19 protein-coding genes are annotated in these 16,776 nt (G+C 58.0%); 7 read left to right on the forward strand and 12 right to left on the reverse strand.

All coding sequences use genetic code 11. From position 1 onward, the window contains the following. Window positions 1-24: 24 nt before the first annotated feature. From ACR0LF_RS04550 to rpiA, 6 genes are all read right to left on the reverse strand, one after another. Window positions 25-219 (reverse strand): DUF2065 domain-containing protein, encoded by a 195-nt coding sequence (locus ACR0LF_RS04550; RefSeq protein ID WP_480575605.1) that lies wholly within the window; start codon window positions 217-219, stop codon window positions 25-27. A gap of 17 nt (window positions 220-236) precedes the next feature. Continuing rightward, window positions 237-1,439, reverse strand: coding sequence for a hypothetical protein (locus tag ACR0LF_RS04555; protein ID WP_480575608.1), 1,203 nt, complete (start codon window positions 1,437-1,439; stop codon window positions 237-239). A gap of 184 nt (window positions 1,440-1,623) precedes the next feature. After that, a complete protein-coding gene (hflC, locus tag ACR0LF_RS04560) occupies window positions 1,624-2,499 on the reverse strand; it encodes a protease modulator HflC (protein ID WP_480575611.1) in 876 nt (291 codons plus the stop codon). Further along, window positions 2,499-3,641, reverse strand: coding sequence for an FtsH protease activity modulator HflK (gene hflK / locus ACR0LF_RS04565; RefSeq protein ID WP_480575614.1), 1,143 nt, complete (start codon window positions 3,639-3,641; stop codon window positions 2,499-2,501). The genes hflC and hflK overlap by 1 nt, the downstream gene beginning before the upstream one ends. Before the next feature lie 72 nt (window positions 3,642-3,713). After that, window positions 3,714-5,072 carry a glutathione-disulfide reductase gene (gene gor / locus ACR0LF_RS04570; protein WP_480575617.1) on the reverse strand — a complete coding sequence of 453 codons (1,359 nt, stop codon included), beginning with the start codon at window positions 5,070-5,072 and terminating at the stop codon, window positions 3,714-3,716. Between the two features lie 126 nt (window positions 5,073-5,198). Next, the gene (gene rpiA, locus ACR0LF_RS04575; RefSeq protein ID WP_480575620.1) at window positions 5,199-5,987 is read right to left on the reverse strand and encodes a ribose-5-phosphate isomerase RpiA; all 789 of its coding nucleotides are present in this window, start codon (window positions 5,985-5,987) and stop codon (window positions 5,199-5,201) included. Between the two features lie 167 nt (window positions 5,988-6,154). On the opposite strand from rpiA, the gene ACR0LF_RS04580 reads away from it, so the two are divergent. From ACR0LF_RS04580 to ACR0LF_RS04595, 4 genes are read left to right on the forward strand one after another with little or no spacing between them, the layout of a single operon-like run. Then, entirely contained in the window at window positions 6,155-6,856 is a 702-nt protein-coding gene (locus ACR0LF_RS04580) for a glutathione S-transferase family protein (RefSeq protein ID WP_480575623.1), read from the forward strand. A gap of 1 nt (window position 6,857) precedes the next feature. Then, the gene (locus tag ACR0LF_RS04585) at window positions 6,858-8,231 is read left to right on the forward strand and encodes an L-serine ammonia-lyase (protein ID WP_480575626.1); all 1,374 of its coding nucleotides are present in this window, start codon (window positions 6,858-6,860) and stop codon (window positions 8,229-8,231) included. Window positions 8,232-8,254: 23 nt separating this feature from the next. Beyond that, window positions 8,255-8,671: a GFA family protein gene (locus ACR0LF_RS04590; protein ID WP_480575629.1), complete on the forward strand. Its 417-nt coding sequence runs from the start codon at window positions 8,255-8,257 to the stop codon at window positions 8,669-8,671. 45 nt (window positions 8,672-8,716) lie between these two features. Further along, complete coding sequence (locus ACR0LF_RS04595; protein WP_480575632.1) at window positions 8,717-9,631, forward strand: DMT family transporter; 915 nt, start codon at window positions 8,717-8,719, stop codon at window positions 9,629-9,631. Here the strand turns inward: ACR0LF_RS04595 and ACR0LF_RS04600 are convergent. Continuing rightward, complete coding sequence (locus ACR0LF_RS04600; protein ID WP_480575635.1) at window positions 9,576-10,187, reverse strand: thiamine diphosphokinase; 612 nt, start codon at window positions 10,185-10,187, stop codon at window positions 9,576-9,578. The genes ACR0LF_RS04595 and ACR0LF_RS04600 overlap by 56 nt on opposite strands. Before the next feature lie 219 nt (window positions 10,188-10,406). Here ACR0LF_RS04600 and ACR0LF_RS04605 point away from each other — a divergent pair, with 219 nt between their 5' ends. After that, window positions 10,407-12,116, forward strand: coding sequence for a prolipoprotein diacylglyceryl transferase (locus ACR0LF_RS04605; protein ID WP_480575639.1), 1,710 nt, complete (start codon window positions 10,407-10,409; stop codon window positions 12,114-12,116). A gap of 188 nt (window positions 12,117-12,304) precedes the next feature. Beyond that, window positions 12,305-12,877, forward strand: coding sequence for an N-acetyltransferase family protein (locus ACR0LF_RS04610; RefSeq protein ID WP_480575642.1), 573 nt, complete (start codon window positions 12,305-12,307; stop codon window positions 12,875-12,877). On the opposite strand, the gene ACR0LF_RS04615 is transcribed toward ACR0LF_RS04610, so the two are convergent. From ACR0LF_RS04615 to nthA, 5 genes are all read right to left on the reverse strand, one after another. Beyond that, window positions 12,868-13,104 (reverse strand): DUF2842 domain-containing protein, encoded by a 237-nt coding sequence (locus tag ACR0LF_RS04615; protein ID WP_480575645.1) that lies wholly within the window; start codon window positions 13,102-13,104, stop codon window positions 12,868-12,870. The genes ACR0LF_RS04610 and ACR0LF_RS04615 overlap by 10 nt on opposite strands. Beyond that, window positions 13,104-14,399 (reverse strand): adenylosuccinate synthase, encoded by a 1,296-nt coding sequence (locus ACR0LF_RS04620; protein WP_480575648.1) that lies wholly within the window; start codon window positions 14,397-14,399, stop codon window positions 13,104-13,106. The genes ACR0LF_RS04615 and ACR0LF_RS04620 overlap by 1 nt, the downstream gene beginning before the upstream one ends. A gap of 223 nt (window positions 14,400-14,622) precedes the next feature. Then, window positions 14,623-14,940 carry a nitrile hydratase accessory protein gene (locus tag ACR0LF_RS04625; protein WP_480575650.1) on the reverse strand — a complete coding sequence of 106 codons (318 nt, stop codon included), beginning with the start codon at window positions 14,938-14,940 and terminating at the stop codon, window positions 14,623-14,625. 8 nt (window positions 14,941-14,948) lie between these two features. Beyond that, the gene (gene nthB, locus ACR0LF_RS04630; protein WP_480575653.1) at window positions 14,949-15,626 is read right to left on the reverse strand and encodes a nitrile hydratase subunit beta; all 678 of its coding nucleotides are present in this window, start codon (window positions 15,624-15,626) and stop codon (window positions 14,949-14,951) included. Continuing rightward, on the reverse strand, window positions 15,623-16,237 hold the full coding sequence (gene nthA / locus ACR0LF_RS04635; RefSeq protein ID WP_480575656.1) for a nitrile hydratase subunit alpha: 615 nt from the start codon (window positions 16,235-16,237) through the stop codon (window positions 15,623-15,625). Before nthA ends, nthB begins: the two co-directional genes overlap by 4 nt. 151 nt (window positions 16,238-16,388) lie before the next feature. Here nthA and secG point away from each other — a divergent pair, with 151 nt between their 5' ends. After that, on the forward strand, window positions 16,389-16,754 hold the full coding sequence (gene secG, locus ACR0LF_RS04640; protein ID WP_171174800.1) for a preprotein translocase subunit SecG: 366 nt from the start codon (window positions 16,389-16,391) through the stop codon (window positions 16,752-16,754). Window positions 16,755-16,776 lie beyond the last annotated feature (22 nt).

The following is a 16,776-nucleotide window of genomic DNA, read 5'->3' on the forward strand; positions in this document are numbered from 1 at the left end:
CATCAAACAAGCACGCGCTGTGTTTCAGAACCCGATCTGATACGCTCCCCACAGCAGGATCAGACCGCTGACAACGCACAACAACCCGGCAATACGCCTCGCCTGTTCAGGCATGGCACGCAACGCTTCCAACATTCGCTCAATAAGCGAAGGGGCCAGCGCATAGGCTAGCCCCTCGACGATCAGTACCAGCCCGAAGGCTAGAAGTATCATGGTCATCCACGGACCTCTCCGAGTTAGGGTTGGTTTTCGCACACCTTAATACCGGTTCCGCCGCCTTCGTACCGCATGACATAGGTCACAAACAGAGCCGCCGCAGGTCTCGACAGACGCCCGTCTTGGGAAGACACATGCTCCAGCGCGACAAAATACTCTTGATCACAGGAATAGGACGGGAATTTTTGGGTTCCACTGACGCCCAACCCCAGGCCGGAAGCAGAGTCTGAAGACACATCACCCCTTTCCCCCCCAAAATCCGCCTCGTCATATCCGGTGAGATGGGTCGTGGCGACACTTTTGCAGTCTGCGCTGTCATATTGATGCCGCTCCCAGATCTCAAAAAACCGGATCGAACCGGTCCCATCTTCCTGCAAAAAACGACGCGCTCTGAATTGCAGTCCTTTGGGGTAGCTTGTGCTTTTGCTGTAGCTGGCCGTAATTTTGAACTTGGTATCAATAGCTGACAGCAGCCCACCTACGCCCGCCACTAGCTCGAACCCTGCCTCAAAAGCCAAACTAATCTCATTGTCGCAGGTCTTTTCCCGCGCCAGTAGATTATCAAAGTATTCTTTTACCGTTTTCCAGGTGTCGGCATCCACGTCCAACGCGGCGACATCTTGGATCAGCCTCTCAAGAACCTCACCGTCGTTCACCGGTCGGATCGGATAAAAGCTGGCATCATCATAAACATCCTCGATATTGACAAAGACGAAATCGCCAACTTTATCGGTAATGTCGACATCGGTGGCAGTGTCGAAACCTTTCTGGCTGTCCGGGGTCACAGTAATTACTGCGCGCCCCTGATCGTCTTCGCGCACGCGATACCGTTCCGAGGTAGAATATTCGAGTTGCGCTCCATCTGCGGCTTCCACGCGACCAGCACGTCGCGCGTTTGCGATCGCACCAAGATATCCTTCGTCTCTATAACCATCAGCCTTAAAGAAACCTGTGCCATCCGTGCGCACGAAAACCGGCAACCCGTCTTCGGTCACCGCGAAACACCACTGCCTCAAGCCGTCGCGTTGGCAGAGTGGACCTTTTGCCACCAAAAGAACCTTTCCCGCCGGGAGATACGCACGCGCATCCGTGATCGCAACGCGCCGTTTTGAAATTGCGGCCAAACGCACAACGGAACTGTTAGAGATTCGTTTGCCGAAGGTTTCATAACTTTGCCCATTCAGCTCAATCTTGGGCGCTGCGTGAGCGATTTGGGTTGCCATAATCACTGTGGCAAAAAAAGCAATAAATCGGTGCATGAATACCACGCCAGACAAAACAGCTTCATACTGGCGGCAATTCGTCTTTCAAATCAACCCCGTTGGCCGCTCGAAGCATGCAGGGGGTCGCCGAAAAAAAGGGCCGACCCGTAGGTCAGCCCTTTTTCATCCAAGAGAAGTTCAATGGTCACTGACCGGAGCCGGTTGGCGATTTGAGATAGTTGAAGAACTCGGAATCCGGGCTCAGCACCATCGAGCTGTTGCCGCCGCCCAGCGCCCGCTCATAGGCGGACAGAGAGCGATAGAACTCAAAGAACTCCGGGTCTTTGCCGAAGGCTTCGGCGAAGATCGCATTGCGCTCGGCGTCAGCTTCACCGCGAATGATCTCGGCCTCGCGGTTGGCGTCCGAGACCAACTCGACCACGGTACGATCCGCCTGCGCGCGTACACGCTGCGCGGCTTCGTTACCACGAGCGCGTTCATCGGTCGCTTCGCGTTCACGCTCGGCCTTCATCCGGTCAAACGTGGCCTCAAGGTTGGCTTGCGGCAGGTCTGTCGCCTTCAAACGCACGTCGATCACGTTCACGCCCAGCGCACGCGCTTCGGCAATCGCGCTGTTGCGGATACGCAGCATCAAGGCCGCACGATCCGAGCTGAGGATGTCACGCGACGATACCGAACCCAGCACTTCGCGGGTTTCGGCGCGCAGGATGCGATCCAAACGGTCTTCAGCAACCGGGATACCACCCACACCAACGGCCTGACGGAACTGGTTCAGGTCGGAAATCCGGTAACGCGCAAAAGCGTCAACCACCAGACGGCGATCGTCCAGAGGTGTCACCTCGAGCGGCTGCACGTCAATCGACAGGATACGGTCATCGTAACGGACCACTTCCTGAATCAGCGGAATCTTGAAGGCCAGGCCCGGCTCTTCCTTGACCGCGACGACCCGGCCAAATTGCAGAACCAGCGCCCGTTCGCGTTCATCAACGATAAAGATCGAAGACAGAACACCAACAATCGCAAGGAAAACGACGGGCAGGATAAATGTCGATTTACGCATCAGTTACTCTCCTGACCGGAATTGCGGCGAAGTTCATTCAGCGGCAGATAGGGTACGACGCCCTGCCCCTGACCGGTTGAATTCTCGTCCAGAATGATCTTGTCGACATCACCCAGAACCTGCTCCATCCGCTCCAGATAAAGACGCTTGCGGGTCACGTCCGGTGCTTTGGAGTATTCCTCCAGAACCGCGCTGAAACGGCTGGCTTCACCCTGCGCACTGTTGATCTGTTGGGCGCGGTAGGCTTCGGCCTCTTCCAGAACCTGCGCGGCTTCACCACGCGCTTCGGCCAGAACCCGGTTGGCATAAGCATCGGCGACGTTTTGCAGCCGGTCACGCTCCTGCGCGGCAGCCTGAACGTCGCGGAAGGCGGCGATCACGTCCTGCGGCGGGTCGGCCTTGTCAAAGTTGACACGGACAATGTTGATCCCCGAATCGTAGCTGTCCATGGTGGACTGGATCAGTTCCTGCAGACGGTCGGCGATAACACCCCGGTCCCGGTTCAGGATCGGCGCCAGCTCGCTTTGCGCAATGATCTCGCGCATGGCCGACTCAGAGACCGCACGGATGGTCTGGCGCGGATCGCGCAGGTTGAACAGGAATTTGGCCGGGTCGTTGATGTTCCAGACAACCTGATAGTCGATGTCGACCACGTTTTCGTCGCCGGTCAGCATCAGGCCATCATCGCTGCCACGTGTTCCGCCCATATCCTCGGTCTGTTCGCGTGTGACTGGAATGACCTCAGCCGTCACAAACGGCCATGGGGCAAAGTTCAGTCCCGGATTCCCGACGGCTGAAAACTCACCCAGAAACAGTTCTACCGACTGCTCTTCGGGCTTGACGGTGTAAAAGCTGGCAAGCCCCCAAACAACGGCTGCCGCCACGAGGCCAATCGCAACCGTGCCTTTGGTAAAGGCCGGGCCACCGCCGCCCTGTCCACCGCTGCTACCACGGCCACCCCCGCCGCGACCGCCCATGAGGACGCGCAGCTGCTCCTGACCTTTTTTCATCAGCTCATCGATCTCGGGGATCTGCGGGCCATCGCCTTCGGGCGGGCGTCGCCCGTCCCCGTTGTTACCCCGATTTCCTCCGCCTCCGGATGAGCCTCCGCCCCCCCAGGGGCCACCGCTGTTGCCCGCCATATGTATCATTTCCTTCGTTTAGGCCCGTGTGATCACGAACTCACTTTTAACTTGTGTGCGCTCGCTTGCAAATCAAGCGGTGCGTACAGGTTGCCGCATTGTCACCAGTTCTTCCGCCATAACGGGGTGTACTGCAACCGTGCGATCGAAATCTTCCTTTGTTGCGCCCATCTTTACGGCGATTCCGGCCAGTTGGATCATCTCACCTGCGCCGGGGGCGACAATATGGCAACCCAGCACCTTGCGTGTTGCCTGGCTGACCAGAAGCTTCATCAAAACGCGCTGTGTGCCGCCGGCAAAGGATTTCTGCATCGGCTTGAACGAAGTGGCATAGACCTCGATCGGTTCCTGCGCCGCGGCTTCCTCTTCACTCAGGCCAACAGTGCCGAATTCGGGCTGCGTGAAGATCGCGGTCGGGATCAGGTCGTGATCCACAGGCGTCGGGTTTCCCTTGAAGACAGTTTCCACAAAAGCCATCCCTTCGCGGATGGCCACAGGCGTCAGGTTGACCCGGTCGGTAACGTCACCAATGGCGTAGATCGACGGAACAGCGGTCTGGCTGTATTCATCCACGATGATCTCGCCCTTGCGACCGCGTTCTACGCCCAGCTCTTCCAGCCCGAGGTTATCAGCATTCGGCGCGCGGCCAGTGGCGTACATGACCACGTCGAAACAATCTTCGGTTCCATCGGTCGCTTTGACCCGGATCTGATCACCGTCTTTGGTCATTTCCAGCACATTGGTGCCCAGACGGACATCGATCCCGTTCTGGCGCATCTCTTCACAGATCAACCCACGTGCTTCTTCATCAAAGCCACGCAGGATTTGCGCACCGCGATAGAATTGCGTGGTTTTGACGCCCATCCCGTTCATGATCCCGGCAAATTCGCTGGCGATATAACCGCCACCGACGATCAGGATGCTCTCGGGCAGCTTGTCCAGGTGAAAAATCTCGTTCGAAGTGATCGCCAAATCCGAGCCCGGAAACTCCGGCACCACCGGGCGGCCGCCGGTTGCGATCAGGATATGCTTGGCGGTTTTGCGGGTACCATCGGTCAGCTCGACCGTATGTGCGTCCACCAAGCGTGCGCGCTGATCAAAGCTTTCGACACCGTTGTTTTTCAGGATGTTGCGATAGATACCTTCCAGCCGATCCAATTCGGACACCAGCTTGCCGTGAAAGGTGTTCCAGTTGAACGCACCGGGTTGAACATCCCAGCCATAGGCTTGCGCATCCCCGACCATACCCGAGTATTCGCTGGCAAAAACCATCAGCTTCTTGGGCACACAACCCCGGATCACGCAGGTGCCGCCATAGCGGTCTTCCTCGGCAAGCGCGACCTTGGCGCCGGTTTCACCTGCCGCCACACGTGCTGCGCGGACCCCGCCCGAGCCTCCGCCGATGACGAAAAGATCATAGTCAAAGCTCATGCACGTTTCCTTCGTTCAACTTGCAAAAATTCTCTGGATATCTGGGCGCGAAAACCCCTGTGCCAACCCCCGGGCGCGGAATTTTCGACCTTTTACCAACGCTTATCAGTCTGGCTTGCATTAAATTCAGTCCGTTTGATCGGAAAACAGGTTCTCTCGCGATCCCCCCAACAACTGATCCAACTCAATGGTGCCCGCATTGATATCCCGAAGTTCGACACGGCCATCTCCGTGGCCGATGACAACCTTGTCACAGATATCGATGAACAGGCCGTTTTCGACCACGCCCGGCACCTGATTGAGGATCAGCGCCATCTGACGCGGGTTACCGATGCGCTGCAGATGCAGATCAAGAATGTGATTGCCCTCGTCCGTCACAAACGGGGCCGCCCCATTCATGCGCAGCGCCGACGAGGTTTCCAGCACATCCATCGTATCAAGGGCTTCTTCGATCAGTGTTCGCGTGGTTTGCCAACCGAAGGGAACAACCTCGACCGGCAGAGGGAAAGCGCCCAGCGTTTTGACCTCTTTGCCTGCATCGGCGATGACGATCATCTGGTCGCTGGCCGTGGCGACTATTTTTTCCTGCAGATGCGCGCCGCCGCCGCCCTTGATCAGGTTAAGATCCCCATCGAATTCATCCGCCCCGTCGATGGTCAGGTCCAGCCAGCCGGCCTGATCCAGAGAAATAACCTCGATCCCGACTTCGCGGGCAAGCTGCGCCGTGCGGGTGGAGGTGGGAATGCCCTTGATCCGCAATCCTTCGTCCCGCACCCGTTCGCCGAGGCGACGCACCAACCAGGCGGCTGTGGACCCCGTCCCAAGGCCCACGCGCATTCCGTCCTCGACCATCTCGGCAGCGCGGCACGCAGCCACGTATTTTGCAGTGTCGATGGGCGACAGATCTCCGGTCATGGCAGCTTTCCCAGTTTAGTCTGCCGGAGTTATAGGGAATGCGCCGCGCAACCGCGACTCCATTTTGCGGATTAACAGACGTAAATATGCCTCAGGACTGCGCGTTTCCAAAAGGAAACGTCGCAATCATGTCTTACGCCCTCATCTTTGTCATGTAGATTGCGCGCATGTTGACCTCGTACCGCCTGCATTACGCTCCTGACAACGCCTCGCTGGTGATCCGGCTGGTGTTGGAGGAAGTGGGCGCGCCCTATGAAAACGTGCTGGTGGACCGCCGCAGGAACGAGCAGGACAGTGCCGCGTACCGTGCACTGAACCCGAACGGGCTGATACCTGTGCTGGAAACGCAGCAAGGACCGATCTTTGAAACTGCGGCTATCCTGCTCTGGCTGTCCGAGAGCCACGGACAATTGGCCCCAGCAGCAGACGATCCCGAACGCGCGGGCTTTCTGAAATGGTTGTTCTTTGCATCCAACACGCTGCACGCCGACCTGCGCATTCTGTTTTATGCCGAGAAATACATCGACCCGTCACAGGCTGACACTTTGCGCGCGGGCATGCGTCCGCGTCTGAGGCAACATCTGCAAGTGCTGGACGCGCTGGCAAAACGCGCACCCGGTTGGTTTTGCGCTGAAAGCCCATCCGTTCTCACTTATTATGTCGCCTGCATGATGCGCTGGATGGCCCTGTATCCGGCCAAAGCGGATCGCAGTTGGTATCAGCTGGCGGATACGCCGAGCCTGCAAACCATTCTGATGCAGCTAGAAACACGCCCCGCTACGCGCACGGCCATCGCAGCCGAAGGCCTTGGGGCCACGCCCTTCACATCTCCTGACTACGCTAATCCTCCGGAAGGCTCAGCTACCTGATATGTTCCTCTCTGTCTTCGATATGTTCAAAGTGGGCATCGGCCCATCCTCTTCGCACACCATGGGCCCGATGGTGGCCGCGGCACGCTTTCTGGATATGATGCGTGCATCACCCTTTGAATTTGTGGGGCTGCGGGGATCGCTGCATGGCTCGCTGGCCTTTACGGGTGTTGGCCATGCGACTGATCGAGCAACAATTCTGGGGCTGGCGGGGTTCGTTCCGGACACCTATGACAATGAAAAGGCCGAGGCCGCCCTGGCGAACATCGCCAGCACTCATACGGTTTCACCCGAAGGATTGCCGACGCTTCAATTTAACCCCAAAGCAGATCTGGTTTTCGACTATGATAATAACCTGCCCGGACACGCCAACGGGATGATCCTGATGGCGACCGACGCGCAGGGCGACGTTATCCTGCGGCAGGTGTTTTATTCCATCGGCGGCGGCTTTGTTCTGACCGAAGAAGAACTGGCCGAGGGCAAGGCGACAGACGACGGCGCGCCGGTACCTTTCCCGTTCAAATCCGCCGCAGAAATGCTGGAGATGGCCAAATCCAGCGGCAAGAGCATTGCCGAAATGAAGCGTGCCAATGAAGTCGCGCGTGGATGTGCCAACAGTTTTGCCAAAGGGTCGGCCCGCTTGTGGGACGTGATGAATGCCTGCATCGAGCGCGGATTGACCACTGACGGAATCCTGCCGGGCGGGCTGAAGGTGCGCCGGCGGGCCAAAGGCATCTATGACGCCCTGATGGCCGAGCGTGGTATGAATCTGACCGCACCGCACACGATCAACGACTGGATGAGCGTCTACGCCATGGCCGTCAACGAAGAGAACGCTGCTGGCGGGCAAGTCGTCACCGCGCCTACCAACGGGGCGGCGGGTGTGCTGCCCGCGGTGCTGCGTTATTATCTGGACCACGTTCCCGGGGCCTCCGAAAGCCATATCGAGGACTTCCTGCTGACCGCCGCCGCGATCGGCGGGCTGGTGAAGTACAACGCCTCGATCTCGGGCGCCGAAGCGGGATGTCAGGCCGAGGTTGGCAGCGCGTCTGCCATGGCCGCCGCCGGAATTTGCGCTGTGATGGGCGGCACGCCCGAGCAGGTTGAAAACGCCGCCGAGATCGCTTTGGAACATCATCTAGGAATGACCTGCGATCCCGTCGCCGGGCTGGTTCAGGTACCCTGTATCGAGCGCAATGGCCTGGGTGCCATCAAAGCGGTGTCAGCCGCTTCACTGGCCTTGCGTGGGGATGGCGAGCATTTCGTGCCGCTGGACGCCGTCATCGAGACCATGCGCCAGACCGGTCACGACATGCATGAGAAGTACAAAGAAACCTCACTTGGCGGGTTGGCCGTGAACGTGCCAAACTGCTGAGATCAATAGCGGAGAGGGTCAACATGCGTGGACATTGCCTGTGTGGCAGCATCAAGTACGAGATTGATCCTCCTGCCCTGTCCTGCGTCACCTGTCACTGCGACAGTTGCCGTCGTCAATGCGCCGCGCCGATGACCACCTATTTCGCGGTCCGCGACGGCCAATGGCGTTGGACCGGAGCGGAACCCAAGCGTTTCAACTCCTCTCCCGGAGTTGAACGCAGTTTCTGCCCGGATTGCGGCACTCCGATCTCGTTCCGCTCAACCAAAATGTCGGACGTGTTGCACCTTTACGTTGCGACTTTGGAGAACCCTGAGGCGCTGCGGCCCACACTCCATGTGTCGCATGAAGAAAAGCTGAGTTGGTTACATCTGGATGACGGCCTACCCACGTGTATCGGCCCGGATTACACCAAGGTGCAGCCCCTTCCTGACGCCTGATGTCAGGCCTTTCCAGCGTGCTGCGAAACGGATAGCGTCGCGCGCATGACACAGGACCGTCCCGTCTTAGGCATCTTCTTGATGCTTGGTTTTTGCGTGCTCGCCCCTCTGGGGGATGCGATGGCAAAGCTGTTGGGCGAGACCACTCCATTGGGTCTACTCGTTGCGGTTCGCTTTGCAGTGCAAGCCGTGATCCTGATCCCTCTGGTTGCTTTGACCGGACGACCCTGGCGGATGCGCGGGCGCATCCTGCGCCTGACAGTTATCCGCACGCTGCTGCACATAATCGGCATCACCGCAATGTTCAGCGCACTGCAATTCCTGCCGCTGGCCGACGCAATCGCCATCGCATTCGTCATGCCGTTCATCATGTTGTTGTTGGGCAAATACGTTCTGGGCGAAGAAGTCGGCACCCGCCGCCTTGCGGCCTGTATCGTCGGTTTTGCCGGAACGCTTCTGGTCATCCAGCCCAGCTTTGCCGAGGTCGGCGCCCCCGCACTGCTGCCTTTGATCGTCGCCGTCGTATTTGCCTTGTTCATGCTGGTCACACGGCAAATCGCCAAGGAGACGGATCCGGTTTCCTTGCAGGCGGTGTCTGGCGTCTTTGCGACCGTTATCCTTGTGCCTGTCCTTGCCGTCGGAACGCCGCTTGGCATATGGGAGATATCTGCAACTTTCCCAGCGCCGGGTATGTACTGGCTGCTGATCGCAATCGGCATTCTGGGAACGGTCGCGCATCTGCTGATGACATGGTCGCTGCGCTACGCGCCGTCGGCCACGCTGGCCCCGATGCAATATCTGGAAATCCCCGTCGCGACCCTGATTGGCTGGATCATCTTCAGCGACCTGCCCGACGGGTTGGCTGCGATTGGCATCCTGATCACCATTGCCGCTGGTCTATACGTTATTCTTCGCGAACGGGCCAACGCGCGGACAGCCCCGACAGAAACTCCTGCATAAGCGGATCGAGCGTAGTGCGGGGAACCATCACCAGCAGGCCCGGGCCATCCATCTGCAATTCAACCATCGACAAGGCGCGGTTTGACGTCCCCACCTGCCCGTCCGGTTGAAATTGCAGCCCATCTATCGGCCACTCCAGCCCGGTGCTGCGCCCCGTCACGGCGCGCATCGGAAACAGGGACACTACATCTCCGGGTGCGACGGGCAGTCGGATTTGAGGTGGCGCGTGGAAGACCACCTCATGTTCGCCCAGCAGAATGCAGGCCTGATCCTGACGCCTCACCAGAACGTTCAATACTGCCAGTTGATGATCCAGTCGCCCGCCTAAAAAACCTGCCCCCAAAACCAGCGGAGCCTGCACGTTGCGTAGGGCCTTGTCGAAATCGGTACTGTCCTGTTCCCGGATGGCAAAAAGGCGGTCAGCCGGGATTTTCGCCTTCGACGCGCTGTCCAACGAATCGAAGTCTCCGATCACCGCATCCGGAATACGGCCTGATTCTGTCAAAACCATCGCCCCGCCATCGGCCGCGACGACAGAATTGACGCGATTCAGCACCAAGTCTAGGTCCTCAGAACCAACAAAACCGCCCCCAAACAGGCCTATTGGATCAGAAGAGCGCACAATTGGTTCATTTTTGCTAAGATTGGCCATTTTTCCCGGATTTGGACACATTAAGACCACAAAATGATAGGTTCATGCAGGATGTTCAGAGCCGATGTGTGCTCCCGAGTTCGGGTAAGTTGGCTCTCGTAGTTTGTAAAGGACGTGCGTCTGATGGTACAGAATAACAAGGTATTGACCGTTTCCTATGGAACTTTTTCCTGCACTTTGGAAGGATTTGACGATTCCTTTGAAACGATGAAAGCCATCGCCGAATATTTCCGCGATCTCGCTGCGGATGATCGCTATTTCGGTTCGGAACCCCCTCAGCCAGATGCCGAGATGCTGACCCGTATCGCCCGTCGCGATGCGTCGCAGCGCGTCGAAGCCAGCCAAAACGAATCCGGACTGTTGTTGCGCGCCACTCAGGGCACAGAAGCACCGGCCCCTGCTGTTTCGGATGCTCCGGCCCAGCACACGGCTGCGATGAATGTCATGAACACCCCTACTCACGGACAGACACAGCCAAGCCCGGCACAAACCGGTGTCGTGGATGCGGAACCCGTCGCGGACACCCCTCCTCCGGCGGCCGATAGCATCGCGGCAAAATTGCAGCGCATTCGCGCCGTAGTGTCCCATTCAGATGTACCACCTACCGCCTATTCCGAAGACGATGAATCTTCGCTGCTGGCCGACACATCCCCTCCGGTTGATGCCGTAGCAGCTGCATTTGAGGCCGGCGCTCTCAGCTCCGAAGACTTTGCCGAACCTGCGGAACCCGTAGCGGCAGAGGTCGAAGAGAAGCAAGTGCCCGATGTCGATGAAGCGCAGTCTGATGAAGTGCAGGCAACCGAAGCCACAGAAACGCCAGACGTCGAAACTGAAGAACCGAACATCAATGAGAAGTCCGAACAGCAGGTGCCCCTGACCCCCGAGCACCTGCAGGACGCGGATATCGAAAAGACATCAGAGACCACGCAGCTGTCTACCGAGCCCCTGTTCTCGGACCTTGAGGAAGCGACCGATGAGGAAATCGACGAAGAAGATGTTCCAAACATCCTCAACGTCGAAGACGTGGCGATTGAGTCCGATGATGAACCGGCAGAAGACATCCAGGTCGATCAGGAACAGGGTGTTTTGACCGAAGAGGACGAAATGCACCTGCTGTCCGAGATTTCTGAAATCGAGGCGGATCTGGCGGGTCGTTCGAGCCAGAAGCTGGCCGACGATGCCAATCCTGATCAGGATATTTCACGCCTGATGGCCAAAACCGGCGAACACATGGAAGATCCCTCCAGCAGCGATGCGCGGGAAACCTATTCGCACCTGCGCACCGCCGTTGCCGCGACCGAAGCTGACCGTGATGGTCAGGCTTCTCCTGAAACCTCGCCCGTCGACGAGTATCGCGGCGATCTGGAATCGGTCGTCAGCCCGCGCCGTCCCGAAGTGAACGTGACCAGCATGCGCCCGGAAGCTGAGGCGCCTGCGCCGCTGAAGCTGGTTGCCGAGCAGCGTGTAGATGATCAGAACGCATCGACAGGCCCGGTCATGCCGCGCCGCGTTATCACTCAGACAGAAGAAACCGGATCAGAAGAAGGCGGTTTTGCGCAGTTCGCGCAGGATCAGGGCGCACAGTCGTTGCAGGATCTTCTGGAAGCGGCGGCGGCATATCTGTCCTTTATCGAAGGTCAGGAGCAATTCTCGCGCCCGCAATTGATGAACAAGGTTCGTTCCCTGAAGCAGGATGAGTTCAATCGCGAGGAAAGCCTGCGTTCGTTCGGGCAGCTTTTGCGCGATGGCAAAATCGAGAAAGCCGGTGGCGGTCGTTTCGCGGCATCCAACCTGATCGGCTTCCGCCCCGATGACGAGCGCGCAGTCGGCTGATCACTAAGCCAATTTAAAAGAATGGCCGGGTAAAACCCGGCCTTTTTTGTTTTCACCGACTTGGAATGGCGACGAAAAAAAGGGGCTAAGGCGGTACCGTCATATATTTTATGCCGCAATGCAGAATTTTAGTATAACCTCAAGGCAGAAATCTCGTCATCATGCCCGTTTCAGACAAAGGAAACGCTATGCAAGACGTCATCATTCGCCGCCTTCGAAAGTACGATCAAGCTCTAGTAACAAACCATTTCAACAACTTAGATGAAGATATTCTACTGTCGCGCTTTGGAGCACTTGTACAGCCCGAAGGAGTGCAAAACTACATTTCCAACATGTTTGCAAACGCAGCATTCATTTTCGGAGCGTTTCCAGATTCTTGCCTGCGTGGTGTCGGAGAATTGCGTCTGATACCTGACCGCAAACTCCACGTTGCCGAAGCCGCCTTTACCGTCGAAAAAGCCTGGCAGGATCAGGGGATTGGAGACGCCCTGCTGTCACGCCTCATTACAGTAGCTCAGAACCGAGGCATCAGAGAAGTCCACATGCTGTGCCTTGCGACCAATCAAAAAATGCGAGGCCTGGCCGCCAAACATAATGCAGAGTTGGTCATTGTGCCGGGTCAGGTCGAGGCAACTCTGACCACCCCTTGGCCTACCCCCTTCAGCATGGCCGAGGAAATCACAAGCGAGTACCGCGCGTTTGCACGCGCTGTGCTCAGTTGGCCAAGCCATGTGCAAACTTCACGCAAAGCTCAGGACTGATCCGGGTCTTCTTTCCCAACGCCGCGAAACACGAACTTGAACGGCAATGCCCAAAGTATACCGAGAACGATGTAGACCAGAAGTTCCAGCCAGATCGGGGGGCGGTCCAGCCAGCTCAAAACCGTCACCACCGCCACGATGTAAAGCGGCAGGCCGATTACAAGAATCACCAGCGACCAACGTCGGCGCGCCTTGTAGCTCAGCCCTGTTTTCTGCTCTTCGCTCATCAGTCGGCAAACGGGTCGGTCACCAGAATGGTGTCGTCCCGCTCCGGGCTGGTCGACAGAAGCGCGACCGGACATTCGATCAATTCTTCGACACGACGCACGTATTTGATCGCGTTGGCAGGCAAATCGGCCCAGCTGCGCGCACCTTCGGTCGATTCGCTCCAACCCGGCATTTCTTCGTAGATCGGGGTACAGCGCGTCTGCTGGTCGGCCGCAGTGGGCAGATAGTCCAGACGTTCACCGTCCAACTCGTACCCTGTACAGATTTTCAGCGTTTCAAACCCGTCGAGAACGTCAAGTTTTGTCAATGAGATGCCGTTGACACCACTGGTTGCGCAGGTCTGACGCACCAGACAGGCGTCGAACCAGCCGCAGCGGCGTTTACGGCCTGTAACCGTGCCAAATTCATGACCCCGGGTTCCAAGGCGGTGGCCGTCGTCGTCGTCCAACTCGGTCGGGAACGGACCTTCGCCGACGCGAGTAGTATAGGCTTTGACGATTCCCAGAACGAAATCAACCGATCCCGGCCCGATTCCCACACCAGTGGCAGCCTGCCCGGCGATCACGTTGGACGAGGTCACAAAAGGATAGGTTCCGAAATCGATGTCCAACAGAGCACCTTGCGCCCCTTCGAACAGAATGCGTTTGCCCGCCTTGCGTTTTTCGTTCAGCACTTTCCAGACCGGTGCGGCGAAGGGAAGGATTTCCTGAGCGATCTCCTTTAGCTGCGCAATCAGGGCGTCCCGGTCGACGGGCTCAATGCCCAGACCTTTGCGCAACGGATCATGGTGCTGCAACGCACGATCCACCCGGGCCTCAAGCGTTGCTTCATCCGCCAAATCAGCAACGCGTACGGAACGACGCCCGACCTTGTCCTCATAGGCAGGGCCAATCCCACGACCGGTGGTTCCGATCTTGGTACCCTTGCTGGCAGCTTCTTCACGCGCTCGGTCAAGCTCGCCATGGATTGGCAAGATCAATGGGGTGTTTTCGGCAATCATCAGTGTCTCAGGAGTGATCTCGACGCCCTGCTTTCGGATCGAGGCAATCTCGTTCACCAGATGCCAGGGGTCCAATACGACACCATTGCCAATGACGCTCAACTTGCCGCCGCGCACAACCCCCGAGGGAAGGGCATTCAGCTTGTAGACTTCACCATCGATCACCAGCGTATGACCGGCATTATGCCCGCCCTGAAAACGCGCGATCACATCTGCTCTTTCGCTGAGCCAGTCGACGATCTTGCCTTTTCCTTCGTCACCCCATTGGGCGCCGACAACAACCACGTTGGCCATATCCGGTCCTTTTCGTGCTGAGTAATCAAACCCGGCTCATATAGCGGGGCTCAGACGGCAGGGAAACCGATATTTCGCCGCAGTTGAAAATCGCGCGAACGCGCGATGCCTCCGGCGGGGATATTTATGGCCAGATGAAAAGCGGATCCCCCTGCTTCATCTGGCTAAAAATATCCCGGGGGAGTCGCCCGGAACGGGCGGCGGGGGCAGAGCCCCTTTTACCTCAACGCAGATGCACAGGTTGCCCGTGGGGCGTCGTCAGATAAGCCTCTTCCCAAGCCTGATACAGCGCCTCCACATCTCGCGTTGGCGCGGTACCCTGCTCTGCCAGCAAACCCTCAAGAGTTTCCAGCCATGCGTGGAAATAGTCGTCACCCCCATCCAATTCCCGAGCAAGCCCATTGCGCTTTAATGTGTCCGAGAAACGGGCCGCCCAGTCGGACCATTCAAACCGCCCTGCTTCGTTCAAGGCAACGGTGACGGCAAAGACCTGAGCGTGCCAGAGTTCGGCAAATACCGGTTCTGGGGCTGCGTATGTCATGCAGCCGCTCACGCCGGTTCCAGATAGCTTTGCCAGAGATCCAGAACCACTTCGTCATCCGGATGTTCCGGGCTAGCCCAAAGCTCCGACGCCGGGAATACCACTGCATAGATCGGTTCAGGTGCTTCGCCTAAACCGTGAGCGTTGGAATCGGGCAGGACATGCGATCCGTGCTGGCGCAGGATTCGGCCCTTGGCGCCAGCGGCATAGATCGGCAGACGCGTATGGCCGCCATCCACAAGACGATTTGTTGCGTGCCGGGTCGTTACAACCTCTTGTCCAACAGAAAAATGCGTTGAGACATCGGAGGGTCTGTCCGCAGGGCCACCTTTGGCCAACGCCGCGGATACAGCTTCCGCTTTCAGCATTTTTTCGGCCAGTGGATGCGGTTCGTCCTTTCCGCCATCACGCAGGTCATCGTGGGTCAATACGCCGTTCTCTACCAACAAATCGGCCAGACCCGAGATCCATTTCTCATAATAGGAAAACCGCGCGTAATCCTTGGGCGACAACCGCTCGCGCGCGTGGCGGGATACGTCGATGTTCCACTGACCCAAAAAACCGGAGGCGAGTGTCACAGCCAGTGCTCTTGCGTGCCAGTCCTCGGCAAAAACCGGCGCGTCCTCTGCTTCGGGGTTTATAGGCCCATCCCCAAAACGCCCTCCCATGTCATGAGCGCGGGTCATGAGGGCACCTTTGGCAGGCCCGTGCCAATCATGCTGTCGCGCGTCACCAGCGCAGCAAGCTGGTCTTCATTCATCCCATCCGTGCCTTCGGGGCGCATGGGTAGAACGAGGTAGCGAATCTCGGCAGTCGAATCCCAGACCCTAACGGAACTGCCCTCAGGCAAGGTGACGCCGAAATCGGCCAGTACTTTACGCGGTTCACGCACTGCGCGAGCGCGGTAGGCATCGGATTTGTACCAACCGGGTGGGATGCCAAGCAACGGCCACGGATAACAACTGCATAGCGTACAGACGACCATGTTGTGCTGATCCGGCGTGTTTTCGACAACGACCATGTGTTCACCCTGACGACCGTAATAACCAAGATCTGCCACGACAGGCGTGGCATCTTCCAGCAAGGCGGCTTTGAAAGCCGGGTCACTCCAAGCCTTGGCAACAACCCGTGCGCCATTCTGCGGGCCGATCTTGTTCTGATAGGTGTCGATAATCTCATCCAGAGCCGCCGGATCGATCAGCCCTTTACGGGTCAGAATCGTTTCAAGCGCTTTGACACGCAGTGCGGGTTCCGGCGGTAACAGGGCGTGCGGGTGGTCGTGATCGTCATGTGGCATGGGCCGCAGCCTGCGTCACGCATCGGCGTTCTGTCCAGTCCCTTTGCTGTGATATGATACATCACGCGCGGTGATGCGAACTCCTTACTTGCCCCCGCTGGCAAACTTGCATAAGTACCACGCGATACACGCCACGCTGTACAGGAACACCATGGAAAACGTCGTTCTCATCATCCACCTCCTCCTGGCCCTGGGCCTGATTGCCGTTGTCTTGATGCAGCGGTCCGAAGGCGGTGGCCTTGGCATGGGTGGCGGCGGTGGCGGCGCCATGACCGGGCGTGCGGCGGCGACGGCGCTGGGTAAGCTGACCTGGATCCTGGCTGCATGTTTCATCGTGACCTCAATCACCCTGACCATTCTGGCGGCTCAGAAGTCTTCGGGCAGCTCGGTGATCGACCGTTTGGGCGTTCCGGCTCCGGCCTCGACCGAAGAAAGCACCCCGGCGATTCCGTCGGCAGATGATCTGCTGCCACCGGCACAGGGCGACAACGCGCCACTGATCCCGCAAGCGGACTGATCCACAAAACCTAGAAACCTGA

It is taken from the genome of Ruegeria sp. E8, assembly GCF_056533985.1.